Source organism: Neoroseomonas soli, assembly GCF_018129065.1.
Taxonomy (GTDB): domain Bacteria; phylum Pseudomonadota; class Alphaproteobacteria; order Acetobacterales; family Acetobacteraceae; genus Neoroseomonas; species Neoroseomonas soli.
This window is the reverse complement of the sequence record NZ_JAAEDM010000055.1, coordinates 22,010-34,055: the sequence shown is the minus strand read 5'-3', so window position 1 is coordinate 34,055 and position 12,046 is coordinate 22,010. Positions and strand designations below refer to the sequence as shown.

Below are 12,046 nucleotides of genomic sequence, written 5' to 3'. Positions count from 1 at the left end.
AGCCGCCGGGACCTGGGTGGCGATCGGGGCGCTGCTGCTCGCGGCGAGGCTCGCGCTCGGCCGCGCGGGAGCAGGCGCGACGGGGCGCGCGGTGGCGGCGGTGGGCTTCGTGGCGGCGCTCTGGGCCATGCTGGCGCTCGGGTGGCTCGACGATATCGGATTGCTGCGAGAGGCGCGGGCGCGCGGGCCGGAACTGTGGGCGGCGCTCCTCGGGCACGTGGAACTGGTCGCGGCAGCGTTGCTGCCGGCTCTCGCGGTGGGGTTGGCGCTTGGCGCCCTGGCCTTTGCCGCGCCGCGCTCCGCGCCCGGCGTGATGGGCGTGCTGGCGGCGTTGCAGGTGGTCCCGGCCATCGCGCTGTTCGCCCTGCTGATCGAACCGCTGGCCGCCCTTGGCCGCGCGGCGCCGCTGCTGCGGGAGGCTGGGCTGCGCGGCATCGGCGCCGCGCCGGCGGTGCTGGGCGTCTTCCTGTACCTGCTGCTGCCGGTCGCGGCGGCAACACGGGCGGCGCTGGGCGCGGCGCCGGCGGCAGCGGTGGATGCGGCGCGCGGGCTGGGCTTCGCGCCGGGGCAGGTGTTGCTGCGCGTCAGGCTGCCGCTCGGGGCGCCGGTCTTCCTCGGCGGGCTGCGCACGGCTTCGGTGCAGGCGGTGGGGCTGGTGACGCTCGGCGCGCTGGTCGGGTCGGGCGGGTTCGGGGTGCTGATGTTCCAGGGGCTGGGACAGTTCGCGCCGGACCTCATCCTGCTCGGCGCGCTGCCGGTGGCGGTGCTGGCGCTGGTGCTCGATGCGGCGCTGCGGGCGGTGGAGGAGGCGTTGGCGCGCAGCCCCGCATCCGCCGCGTGATCCGCTTCGAGGAGGTGCGCAAATCCTTCGGCGGGACGAAGGCGCTGGACGGGCTGGACCTCGTGGTGCCCGAGGGCGCCTTCGCGGTGCTGCTCGGCGGATCGGGCGCGGGGAAGTCCACGGCGTTGCGCACGGTCAACCGGCTGGTGGAACCCGATGCCGGGCGCGTGCTGCTGCGTGGGCGCGATGTCGCCAGCGAGCCTGCGCCTGCGCTGCGGCGGCGCATCGGCTACGTCATCCAGGGGATCGGGCTGTTCCCGCACTGGTCCGTCGCGCGCAACATCGGCGCCGTGCCCCGGCTGCTCGGCTGGGAGGAGCGGCGCATCGCCGCGCGGGTGGAGGAATTGCTCGCGCTGCTCCGCCTCGATCCCGCCGCCTATCGGGACCGGATGCCGGCGGAACTGTCGGGCGGGCAGGCGCAGCGGGTGGGCGTGGCGCGGGCGCTTGCGGCGAACCCGGACATCCTGCTGATGGACGAGCCCTTCGGCGCGCTCGACGCCATCACGCGCCAAGCCTTGCAGGCGGAGATGGCGCGCCTGCACGCCGCGACGGGCAAGACCATCCTGCTGGTGACGCATGACGTGGAGGAGGCGCTGTCCCTCGCCACGCGCCTCGCCGTCATGGCGGATGGCAGGCTGTTGCAGGAGGGCGCACCGCGCGAATTGCTCGACGCGCCGGCCGATCCGCGCGTGCGGGACCTGCTGGACGGTGGGGCGCTGGGGATGCGGCGGCTCGCGCTGGTGGCGGCGTCCTCCCTCGCCGCGCTGTGCGGCGAGGCGCCCGCGGACCTGCCGCGCGTCGCCGCGACCGCGACGGGGCGGGAGGCGCTGGAGGCGATGCTGGCCGCGCGGGCGGAGGCGGTGGTGCTGGTCGATCCCGGCGGCGCGCCGGCGGGGCTGGTCGCGCTGCGCGACCTGTTGCGGGCATGAGGGCGGCGGCGCTGCTGCCCGTGCTGCTCTTCGCCGCGGCGCTGGTCGTGCTGCCGATGCTCGCGCCGACCTTCGGCGCGCTGTTCCCGCAGGTGGCGGAACCGCTCTATCGCCGGGAGGGGTTCGGAGCACTGGCACTCAGCCATGCCGGTCTGGTGGTGGCCTCGCTGCTGCCGGCGGCGGCGATCGGCATCGGCCTCGGCGTCGCCGCGACGCGGCCGGGCGCGCGGGAGGTGCGGGCCGTCGCCGATGCGCTGGTCGGCTTCGCCCAGGCGGTGCCGCCGGTCGCGGTCATTGCCATCGCCGTGCCGGCGGTAGGGTTCGGGGCGGCGCCGGCGCTGCTCGCGCTGGTCTGCTACGCGACCCTGCCGGTGCTGCGGGCCACGGCGGGGGCGCTGGCGACCGTGCCGCCGGAGGTGCTGGACGCCGCGCGCGGCGCCGGGATGACTCCGCGCCAGGTGCTGGTGCTGGTCGAATTGCCGCTCGCCGCGCCGCCGATCCTCGCCGGGCTGCGCGTCGCCGCGGTGCTGGCGGTGGCGACGGCGGCGGTGGGCGCGGTGGCGGGGGCGACCTGCCTCGGCACGCCGATCATCGCCGGGCTGGTCAATGGCAACCCGGCCTGGGTGGTGCAGGGGGCGCTGCTGACCGGGCTGATGGCCTTCGCGGTGGACGGGCTGCTCGGCGCGCTGGCGCCGAGGGTCAGCGCATCACCTCCATGAAGCCGGACTCGTCGTCCATCCGCGCCTGCTCCCTCGCGCGGAAGTCGTAGCGGGAGACGATGCCGACCACGCGCTCGCCATCGACGATCGGCACGTGGCGGAAGCCGCAATCGTTCAGCAGCAGCAGCGCATCGATGGCGGTGGCCTTGGGTCCGAGCGTCGTCGGGCCCTTTGTCATCACCGCATCCAGGTGGGTGGATTTCGCGTCCAGCCCCTCGGCGAGCAGGCGGACCGCGTCGCGGCCGGTGAAGATGCCGAGAAGGCGGCGGTCAGTGTCGGTGACCAGCACGGCACCGACCTTGCGCGCGTACATCGCCGCGCAAGCCTCGGAAACCGTGGCCTCGGGGCCGAGAACCAGGGGTTTCTGGTCCCGGACGATCTCGCCCATGGTGCGCTGGGGCATGGGTGGCTTCCTCCGTCTTGGTCCCGTCACATAGCGCGCTGCCCGCGGGCGGGTTCTTGACGCAGCGCAATCAGCGGGGCGGGGCGCGGCACCCGCTGGCAGCATGGGCCGCCCGCGGCAGGTTGCAGGCGGCGATGGTCCCGGCGCAACAGGAGATGGCGAGCCGAACTTCGGCCTCGGCGACGCTTTCCGCGCATCCGTCCCGATCACGCCCGGATGCGCGGCCGGACGGGTGCGGCCAGGCGCCGCGCGTGCGAAAAGCGGGCATGGAGAAGGTGGACCTCGCCCTCTGTCTCGCCGTCGATGCCTCTTCGTCGGTGGACTACGACGAGTTCGGTCTCATGCTCGGGGGCTATGCGGCGGCCTTCCGGGATGAAGGGGTCGCCGCCGCGCTGGCCACCGGGCCGCGCGGGGCGACGGCCGTCTGCATGATGATGTGGTCCGGGCGCGGGGCGCAGCAGGTGGCGGTGCCCTGGGCGCGGCTCGACGGCGCTGCGGCTTCCGCGGCCTTCGCCGATGCGGTGGAAGGCGCCCCGCGCATCGTGCCGCCGGGCGCGACCGCGCTGGGGGAGGGGATGGTCGCCGGCCTCGCCCTGCTTGCCGCCTGCCCGGCGGAGGCGACGCGGCTGGTGCTCGATGTCTCCGGCGACGGGCGCAACAACCAGGGGCGGGCGCCGGGGCCGGTGCGCGACATCGGCGTGGGCGCGGGCGTCACCATCAATGCGCTGGCGGTGCTGAACGAGGAGCCCGACCTGCTCGACCACTACCGGGACGAAGTCATCGGCGGCCCCGGCGCCTTCGCCATGCACACCCCCGACTACGCTGCCTTCGCCGAGGCGATCCGCGAGAAGCTGCTGCGGGAGACGGCCGGCGCGCCCATCGCCTGACGGGCGCGCATCTTGGGCACTGCGGGCCGAGGGCGTAGAGAATGCACGCATGCCCGACAGCACCCAGCTCGCCCTGTTCTTCGCCGCAGCCCTGCTGCTCGCGGTGACGCCCGGTCCCGGGATCTTCTACGTCGCGGCCCGAACCCTCGCCGGCGGACGGGCGGAGGGCATCGCCTCCAGCTTCGGCACCGGGCTCGGCGGCATGGTGCATGTCGTGGCGGGCGGCCTCGGCGTGTCCGCGCTTGTGCTGGCGAGCGCGGAATTGTTCACGGTGCTGAAGCTGGCCGGTGCCGCCTACCTCGTCTGGCTCGGCCTGCGCACCCTGCGGGCCGCCCGGCGCGATGCGCTCGCGTCCGTGGGGGCCGCGGCGCCGGTGCCGCCGGTCGGCGCGCGGCGCGCCTTCCGCGAAGGCGTTCTGGTCGAGGCGCTGAACCCGAAGACCGCGGCCTTCTTCCTTGCCTTCGTGCCGCAATTCGTCGATCCGGCCGCCGGTGGCGTGGCGGTGCAGTTCGCCGTGCTCGGGACGGTATCGGTTGTGCTGAACACCCTCGCGGACGTGGCGACGGCCTTCGCCGCGGCCGGCATCCGCTCCGGCGTGGCGGCGCGGCCCGGACTGGTCCGCCGCCTTCGCGAGGCGTCCGGCGCCGCGATGATCACGCTCGGCCTCGGCCTCGCGCTCGCCCGCCGTCCGGCCAACTGATCTCGCCGCGACAGGCGCGCCTGTCCGGGCTGTCCTGGCTTCTTGCCAGCCGGGCGCCGCCGTGTCTTCCTGGCGGGGCATCAAGAGTTGGGCCGGCGCCCAACGCCAACCTGCCTTCCCGGGCAAGGTGGCGCCTCCGCGAGGGGGGATGCGGCCGCTCCGGCAACCAAACGGGAAGCGCCGCTGCGTCGATTCGACTCCATGTGAGGAGGAACCGATGCTGGATGTGGCGCCCGCCCCTGACCTGGCCTTGCTGCTCGCGCCTGGCGACGAGGCCGAATTCGTCGCCCTTTGCGCCTGGACCACGCGGATGGGGCGCTGCGAGGCGTCCTGGCTTTACGTCGTGCTGCATCGCGGCCAGGGGCTCTGGACCCACGCCTACCGGGTCGTGCCGGACCGGCGGCCGGGTCACCTTGCCGTGTATCTCGAGCGCGTCGAGGCCGGGGATCGCCGGGGGCCGTTGCGGGATTGGCTCCGCGCCCGCGCGGCCGAGGCCGACGGGCGGCGCTGAGCGGCTTGCGCCGGCGCAGGGGCGCAGGCAGAACTGTGCGTCGTTCGCAGGATCAGGCTTGCCATGCTCCTCCTCATTCCCGGACCCGTGCAGACGCGCCCCGAGGTCCGGGCCGCCATGGCCCAGGACATCGCGCCCTGGGACCGGGACTTCCAGTCCGTCTATGCCCGCGTGCGGGAAAGGGTCGTCGGCATCGCCCATGGCACGCCGGGCGTGCACGCGACCCTCCCGATCCAGGGCGCCGGCCATTTCGTCACCGAGGCCGTGCTGCGCACCTTCGTCCCGGCCGGCAGCAAGGTGCTGATCCCGATGAACGGCGCCTATGCCCAGCGCATGGCGCGCCTGGCGCGGGAAGCGGGGCGGGAGGTCGTGCCCGTCGCCCTGCCGGACACCCGCGGCGCCACCGCCGAGGACATCCTGCCGGTGCTGGAGTCGGACCCCTCCATCGGCACGGTTGCCTTCGTCTACAACGAGACCGGCAGTGGCATCGTCAACGATGCCGAGGGGATTGGCGCCGCCGTCCGGAAGGCGGGGCGGCGGATGGTGCTCGACGCCGTCTCGGCCTTCGGCGCGCTGCCCTTCCGGATGGACGAGCACCCGGAATGCGACGCGCTGGTCTTCACCTCCGGCAAGTGCCTGGAAGGCATGCCGGGGATGGGCTTCGCGGTGGCGCGCATCGACCGGGCGGAAGCCTGCGCGGGCAATGCCGGGTCCTGGTCCTTCGACCTGTCCGACGTGCTGGCGCATGCGCGGCGCTCGGGCTGGGGGTCGATCCGCTTCACCCCGCCGGTGCAGGCGATCGCGGCCTTCGACGTGGCGCTCGATCTGTATGAGGCCGAAGGTGGGCAGGCGGCACGCCTCGCGCGCTACCGCGCGAATACGGATGCCCTCTATGACGGCATCGTCGCGCTCGGGCTCAGGCCCTATCTTGCGCGCGAGCACCAGGGGCCGGTGATCGTCACCGTCCACCAGCCCGCCGACCCGCGCTTCGACCTGATGACCTTCGTCGAGGCGCTGAAGCGCCGCGGCGTGCTCATCAGCAACTTCTACAACACCGTCGCGCCGACCATGCGGATCGGAGCGATCGGCGCCATCACGCCGGAGGACATGCGCCGCGCGGTGCAGGCGATCGGCGCGGCGCTGCAGGACGTGCTGCCGAAGGCGGCGTGAGCAGGCGGAGAGGGGCCTTGCCCCTCTCCGGACCTCACCCCACCAAAGGCCGAAAGGCCTTTGGAAACCGGTAGTTTCATCGCGGATTCCGGGTGAGGGGCACGGCGCGCCGTTCATGTCTGGCGCGCCCGTGTCCGAATTCCCCGATCAAGTCCTGGTGTCCAGAGGCCTTTCGGCCTCTGGCGGGAGGGGTCCGGGGAGGGCAGGGCCCTCCCCGTCGCGCGCCCCTACTCAGGCCGGATGTTCGCCGTCTGCACGACGCGGCGCCAGCGCTCGATCTCCGCGCGCTGGAAGGTGCTGTAGTCCGCCGCGCTGCTGGCGATGACGGTGAAGCCGATCTGTTCCAGGCGCTGCACGCTCTCGGGGTGCTTCAGCGCCGCTGTCGCCTCGGCGTTCAGGCGCGCGAGGATCGGCGCGGGCACGCCGGCGGGCGCCATGGCGGCCTGCCAGGAGGTCACCTCGAAATCCGCGAGGCCGCCTTCGATTGCCGTCGGCACGTTGGGCAGGATCGGGTGCCGGGTGCGGGAGGTGACGGCGATGGCCTTGAGCCGCCCGCCCTGGATGTGCCCCGCCACGGTGCCGAGGTTCTGGAAGGAGAGCTGCACGTTCCCCGCGATGAGGTCGGTCGCCGCCGCCGCGCCGCCGCCATAGGGGACATGGGTCGGATCGGTGCCGGTCATCTGCTTGAAGAGTTCCATCGTCAGGTGGTCGGAGGAACCGACGCCCGAGGTGGAGTAGGAGGTCTTCCCCGCATTCGCCTTCAGCCAGGCGATGAGTTCGGCCAGCGTGTTCACCGGCACGCGCTGCGGGTTCACCACCAGCACGTTGGGCGTGGTGACGGCGAGCGTGATGGGCGCGAATTCCCGCACCGGGTCGTAGCCGAGGTTCGGCCGCAGCGCCGCGTTGATGGCGAAGACGCCGATCGAGCCGACCAGCAGCGTGTGCCCGTCCGGCGCGGCGCGCGCGACGGCGCGGGCGGCGACTTCCCCGTTCGCGCCCGGGCGATTTTCCGCCACCACGGGCTGGCCGACGGTCATCGCCATGCGCATCGCGATGACGCGCGCGACGATGTCGGACGGGCCGCCGGCGACGAAGGGCACCAGGATGCTGACGGGGCGGCTGGGCCACGCATCCTGTGCGCGTGCCTTGCCGGCAAGCGTTGCGAACGGCGCTGCGGCGAGCAGCGAACGGCGATGGATCAAGGTTCTTCCTCCCGGATGGTGAGCCGATCCTAGGAGGAGAAGCGCACGGCGCGAAGCCTGGGGCCCGCGCCGTTGCGGGCGGAGGAAGCGCGCTTCCCCCGTCCACGCGCGATCAGAAGCGGTAGCGCACGCCGACGCCGAACACCCACGGATCGATGTGCGCGTTCGCGCTGACGCGGCCGAGCGCGGTGTCCACCGTCGCGTCGGGGCGCATATAGATCCACTTCACGTCGAGGTTCATCAGCCAGTTCGGCGCCAGCTCGATGTCGAGGCCGGCGTTGAGCGCGAAGCCGAAGGAACTGTCGACATTCACGCTGTAGACGCCCGCGCTGCGCGACCCGCCTTCGCTGTAGAAGGCCGTCCAGTTCACGCCCACGCCGACATAGGGGCTGAAGCGGGAGGCCGGCAGCGGGTGGTACTGGAAGGTCAGGGTCGGCGGCAGCGCCCAGACATGCCCGAGGTCCACCGTCCCGATCGCGGTGCCCCGCGCCTCCAGGTCGTGCCGGGTCGTCGCGGCAATCAGGTTCACCGCGAAGTTCGGGGTGAAGAAGTAGGAGAAGTCGAGCTGGCCGGTCACGGCGTTGCCGGCATGCGGCTCGCCGCCGATCGCGTCCACGCTGCCGCCGTCGTTCATCGGCACCACGCCGATCACGCTCGCGCCGATCATGAAGTCGCCGGCGAGTTTGCCGCGCACCGGCGTGTCCTGCGCCAGCGCGGGCTGCGCGAGCAGGCCGAGAGCGGCGGCGCCGGCGAGAAGGATACTCTTGCGGATCATCTAAGACAGTCCCCTGCTGAAGTGCAGCGGCGTCCGGTTAGGAGTGGGGCGTGCGAGCGTCCTTGATGTTCCTCAAGCCGCCGCTTGAGCCGGCGCAGGGTTGCCAGCGGGCCGCACTCCCCGTAAGCGCGAAACGAAGCCAAGGGGGGAAGACGGTATGGCAACGGACATCGAGATCGCGCGCGCCGCGACGCTGAAGCCGATCCGCGAGATCGCGGAGAAGGCCGGCATCCCGGAGGAGGCGCTGGAGCCCTACGGCAAGTATAAGGCCAAGGTCTCGCTCGACTTCATCGCCGCGCAGCAGGACCGGCCGGATGGCGCGCTCGTGCTCGTCACCGGCATCAACCCGACCCCGGCGGGCGAGGGAAAGACGACCACCACGGTCGGGCTCGGCGATGCGCTGAATGCGCTCGGCACGAAGACGATGATCGCGCTGCGCGAGCCCTCGCTCGGCCCCTGCTTCGGCACCAAGGGGGGTGCTACCGGCGGCGGCTATGCGCAGGTGCTGCCGATGGAGGACATCAACCTCCACTTCACCGGCGATTTCCACGCCATCACCAGCGCGAACAACCTGCTCGCGGCGATGGTGGACAACCATCTCTACTGGGGCAACGGCGTCGGGCTGGATGCGCGCCGCGTCTCCTGGCGGCGGGCGGTCGACATGAACGACCGCGCGCTGCGCGGCATCGTCTCCTCGCTCGGTGGCGTGGCGAACGGCTTTCCGCGCGAGGACGGGTTCGACATCACCGTCGCCTCGGAAGTCATGGCGGTGTTCTGCCTGGCGAAGGACCTCCATGACCTGCAGACCCGGCTCGGGCGCATGGTGGTGGGGCAGACGCGGGACGGGCGTTCCGTCACGGCGAAGGACCTGAAGGCGGATGGCGCCATGGCGGTGCTGCTGCGCGATGCCTTCGCGCCCAATCTCGTGCAGACCATCGAGGGCTCGCCCGCGCTGGTGCATGGCGGGCCCTTCGCCAACATCGCGCATGGCTGCAATTCGGTGATGGCGACGCGGCTCGGGCTGAAGCTCGCCGATGTGGTGGTGACGGAAGCGGGCTTCGGGGCCGATCTCGGCGCGGAGAAGTTCCTCGACATCAAGTGCCGCCAGGCGGGGCTGAAGCCGGCCGCCTGCGTGGTGGTGGCGACGGTCCGCGCGCTGAAGATGCATGGCGGCGTGGCGAAGGCGGACCTCGGCGCCGAGGATGTCGGGGCGGTGAAGCGCGGCGTGGTGAACCTCGTGCGCCATGTCGAGAATGTCGGCAAGTTCGGCATTCCGGTGGTGGTCGGCCTCAACCGCTTCACCTCCGACACCGATGCGGAGATCGCCGCGGTGCAGGCCGCGATGCGCGCGACGGGGACCGAGGCCATCGTCTGCACCCATTGGGGCGACGGGGCGAAGGGGGCGCTCGACCTCGCGCGGGCGGTGAAGGGTCTGGTCGATGGCGGCCGCGCGGATTTCGAGCCGCTCTACACCGACCACGTCTCCCTCGCCGGCAAGATCGAGACCATCGCGCGCGAGGTCTACCGCGCCGCCTCCGTTGCCATCCCCGCGCCCGTCGCGGCGAAGCTGAAGCGCTTCGAGGAGGAAGGCTTCCGCGACCTGCCGGTCTGCATTGCGAAGACGCAGTATTCCTTCAGCGCCGACCCGACGGCGCTCGGCGCCCCGAGCGGCCACGTGCTGCCGGTGCGGGAGGTGCGGCTTTCCGCCGGCGCGGGTTTCGTCGTCGCGATCTGCGGGGACATCATGACCATGCCCGGCCTGCCGCGGCGGCCGGCGGCGGAGACCATCATGCTCGACGCGCAGGGGCGGATCGACGGGCTGTTCTAGTCGGCCTCAGGCGCCGGCGCGCGCATCCGCACGCCTGGCTTGCGCGCCGTGCACCGGCGCGCCGGCGGCGGCGGTTGGTCTGGGCGCGGTCGCGCTTCAAACTCCCGGATCGCGGCCGGGCCGCGATCCGCCTGTTCGGGCGCCGCTGTTGGTTGCGTCAGCGCCGCGCCTCCTCCACCCCGTCCTTGACGAAGGCACCCAGGGCGCGCGCCAGGCAGTCGTTCAGCTTGTCGATCTCGGCCGGGCGGCGGTCGCGCGGCGCGCGCTCCACGTCCACCGTGCCGGCCTCGGCCCAGGCGCGCATGATGTCGTAGCGGGAGATGAAGGCCGCGTTGTGCGATGCGGCGGTGACGCGCAGCGCGTCGCGATAGGGATCGACCTCCGCATTGGCGCGCAGGAAGCGGCTGAACTGGATGCCCATCACCACCGCATCCACGCCGCGCGCATGCAGCCGGTCCAGCCCGTCCGCGAGGATGGCCGAAAGGTCGTCGATCGGCTGGCCGCGCACCGCCTCGGTCATGCCGGCCTGCCAGATGACGAGGTCGAGGGGCCCCGCGCGCAGCGCGTCCTCGATCATGCGCCACTGGTCGGCGGCCGTGCTGCCGCGCCCGCCGCGGACCTCGATCCGCAGGTCGAGGTCGGGGCGGCGTTCGCGCAGCAGGGCCTCGAAGCGGGCGGGCCAGGCGGCGGCGGGGCTGCTCGCCCCCGCGCCGGTGATCGAGGAAGTGCCGACGGCGAGGATCCGCAACAGCCCGGTGGACAGCCCCGTCGCGGTCGCTGGCAGGGGGGTGGATTGCAGGTATTCGGTCGGCGCGCCGCAGCCGGGCGCCTCGCCCGCCGCTGCCGGCAGGCCGAGGCACAGCCCCAGCAGCAGGAGGAGGGCGCGGCGCATGGCAGCCTAACCCCTATCGGGCGGCGCGCCGGCCGGCAAGGGCGAAGGTGCCGCGCGGCGTGGCGCGTACTTCTCGATCCCGTACCAGGCGGTCAGCACGGCGATCCCGACCAGCGCCGCGAGGCCCACCACATTGACGGCGACCTGCATCAGCGGCCCTTCCGCCACCTCCAGCGCGATGCGGCCGGCAAAGGAGAGTGCTATCCCGGCGCAGAACACCGGCAGCGCCTGCTGGCCCATCAGCACCATCACCACCGCCGCCCGGCTGCGCAGCCACCCCGCTTCCCGTGGGACGAGGTGCGCGACGAGGTAGGTCAGCGCCAGCATGGTTCCGAGCCGCAGCGGGTGCAGCGATGCCTTGTCGATCGCCGCGAGGAAGGGAGCAAAGGCGGGCAGCCGCGCCTCGGCGAAATCCCACAGGAAGTAGATCAGCACCGTCATCGCGGCGCCCGCCACCAGCAGCACGGCGCAAAGCACCCCGGCCCAGGGGCGCCAGGGGACCGAGACCGACCCCCCGCCCGGCGGCGAGTAGCCCAGCGCGCAGCCGATGAAGAACAGCAACTGCCAGGCAAGCGGGTTGAAGAACCAGTCCTCCCCACGCCAGGACGGAAGGGTGATGTCGAAGACCCGCGCGGCGAGCCATAGCGCGGCGGAGAGCCCCAGCATCAGCCAGGGCCGCCGGATCAGCGGCATGGCGACCGCGAACATCGCCAGCACCGTGATGTAGAGCGGCAGGATGTTGAGGAAGGAGGGCTGGTAGCGCAGCAGCAACGCCTCCAGCAGTGCGCGGTAGGGATCGGCGGCGAAGGGGTCGAGGTGCAGCTCGTCCAGGTAGGCCGCCGCATCCAGCCGCTCGGCCGAGAACCCTACCTGCGCGGTGAAGACCACCAGCAGGAAGATGTGCGCGACATAGAGGGTGAAGACCCGCCCCATGACGCGGGAGGCGGCGAAGAACCACCCCTGGCGGTCCATCGTGCGGCCATAGGCGAGCCCCGCCGCATAGCCGGCGAGCAGGACGAAGGCCTCGGTCGCGTCCGAGAGGGTGTAGTTGCGCGGCGTGACGACGCCCAGCCAGTTCCCCGGTGTGTGGTTCACGAAGATCGCCCAGAGCGCCAGGCCGCGGACGAGGTCCACGCGCAGGTCCCGGTCGAAGCGAATGAGCGCGCGCATGGTCCTGGTGAACACCCGA

Annotated in this window: 13 protein-coding genes and 1 riboswitch; of the genes, 8 read left to right on the top strand and 5 right to left on the bottom strand. The window is 72.6% G+C overall.

Annotation, left to right across the window (positions count from 1 at the left end; translation table 11 throughout):
- The 3 genes from GXW76_RS17615 to GXW76_RS17605 all read left to right on the top strand — a co-directional run.
- Positions 1-841 (top strand): ABC transporter permease (locus GXW76_RS17615; protein WP_211863406.1); only part of this gene is annotated, 841 nt, incomplete at its 5' end.
- Positions 838-1,770 carry an ABC transporter ATP-binding protein gene (locus GXW76_RS17610; protein ID WP_211863405.1) on the top strand — a complete coding sequence of 311 codons (933 nt, stop codon included), beginning with the start codon at positions 838-840 and terminating at the stop codon, positions 1,768-1,770. The genes GXW76_RS17615 and GXW76_RS17610, both read left to right, overlap by 4 nt.
- The gene (locus tag GXW76_RS17605; RefSeq protein WP_211863404.1) at positions 1,767-2,489 is read left to right on the top strand and encodes an ABC transporter permease; all 723 of its coding nucleotides are present in this window, start codon (positions 1,767-1,769) and stop codon (positions 2,487-2,489) included. The genes GXW76_RS17610 and GXW76_RS17605 overlap by 4 nt, the downstream gene beginning before the upstream one ends.
- On the opposite strand, the gene GXW76_RS17600 is transcribed toward GXW76_RS17605, so the two are convergent.
- The gene (locus GXW76_RS17600; RefSeq protein WP_211863403.1) at positions 2,470-2,892 is read right to left on the bottom strand and encodes a CBS domain-containing protein; all 423 of its coding nucleotides are present in this window, start codon (positions 2,890-2,892) and stop codon (positions 2,470-2,472) included. The genes GXW76_RS17605 and GXW76_RS17600 overlap by 20 nt on opposite strands.
- A gap of 266 nt (positions 2,893-3,158) precedes the next feature.
- Here GXW76_RS17600 and GXW76_RS17595 point away from each other — a divergent pair, with 266 nt between their 5' ends.
- From GXW76_RS17595 to GXW76_RS17580, 4 genes are all read left to right on the top strand, one after another.
- Positions 3,159-3,779 (top strand): DUF1194 domain-containing protein, encoded by a 621-nt coding sequence (locus GXW76_RS17595; RefSeq protein ID WP_211863402.1) that lies wholly within the window; start codon positions 3,159-3,161, stop codon positions 3,777-3,779.
- 49 nt (positions 3,780-3,828) lie between these two features.
- Positions 3,829-4,479, top strand: a complete 651-nt coding sequence (locus tag GXW76_RS17590) for a LysE family translocator (protein WP_211863401.1) — start codon at positions 3,829-3,831, stop codon at positions 4,477-4,479.
- Between the two features lie 72 nt (positions 4,480-4,551).
- Positions 4,552-4,659, top strand: a riboswitch (SAM-I-IV-variant riboswitch).
- Between the two features lie 37 nt (positions 4,660-4,696).
- Positions 4,697-4,990: a hypothetical protein gene (locus GXW76_RS17585; RefSeq protein ID WP_211863400.1), complete on the top strand. Its 294-nt coding sequence runs from the start codon at positions 4,697-4,699 to the stop codon at positions 4,988-4,990.
- Between the two features lie 63 nt (positions 4,991-5,053).
- Positions 5,054-6,160: a 2-aminoethylphosphonate--pyruvate transaminase gene (locus GXW76_RS17580; protein WP_211863399.1), complete on the top strand. Its 1,107-nt coding sequence runs from the start codon at positions 5,054-5,056 to the stop codon at positions 6,158-6,160.
- Positions 6,161-6,387: 227 nt separating this feature from the next.
- Here GXW76_RS17580 and GXW76_RS17575 read toward each other — a convergent pair whose 3' ends face one another.
- Together GXW76_RS17575 and GXW76_RS17570 are read right to left on the bottom strand one after the other, a co-directional pair.
- On the bottom strand, positions 6,388-7,362 hold the full coding sequence (locus GXW76_RS17575) for a Bug family tripartite tricarboxylate transporter substrate binding protein (RefSeq protein WP_211863398.1): 975 nt from the start codon (positions 7,360-7,362) through the stop codon (positions 6,388-6,390).
- 112 nt (positions 7,363-7,474) lie between these two features.
- Positions 7,475-8,137 (bottom strand): OmpW/AlkL family protein, encoded by a 663-nt coding sequence (locus GXW76_RS17570; protein WP_211863397.1) that lies wholly within the window; start codon positions 8,135-8,137, stop codon positions 7,475-7,477.
- Positions 8,138-8,294: 157 nt separating this feature from the next.
- Here GXW76_RS17570 and GXW76_RS17565 point away from each other — a divergent pair, with 157 nt between their 5' ends.
- Entirely contained in the window at positions 8,295-9,965 is a 1,671-nt protein-coding gene (locus GXW76_RS17565) for a formate--tetrahydrofolate ligase (protein ID WP_211863396.1), read from the top strand.
- A 157-nt stretch (positions 9,966-10,122) separates the two neighbouring features.
- On the opposite strand, the gene GXW76_RS17560 is transcribed toward GXW76_RS17565, so the two are convergent.
- Positions 10,123-10,857 (bottom strand): SGNH/GDSL hydrolase family protein, encoded by a 735-nt coding sequence (locus GXW76_RS17560; protein WP_211863395.1) that lies wholly within the window; start codon positions 10,855-10,857, stop codon positions 10,123-10,125.
- Between the two features lie 6 nt (positions 10,858-10,863).
- Entirely contained in the window at positions 10,864-12,042 is a 1,179-nt protein-coding gene (locus GXW76_RS17555; RefSeq protein ID WP_211863394.1) for an OpgC family protein, read from the bottom strand.
- Between the last annotated feature and the right edge of the window lie 4 nt (positions 12,043-12,046).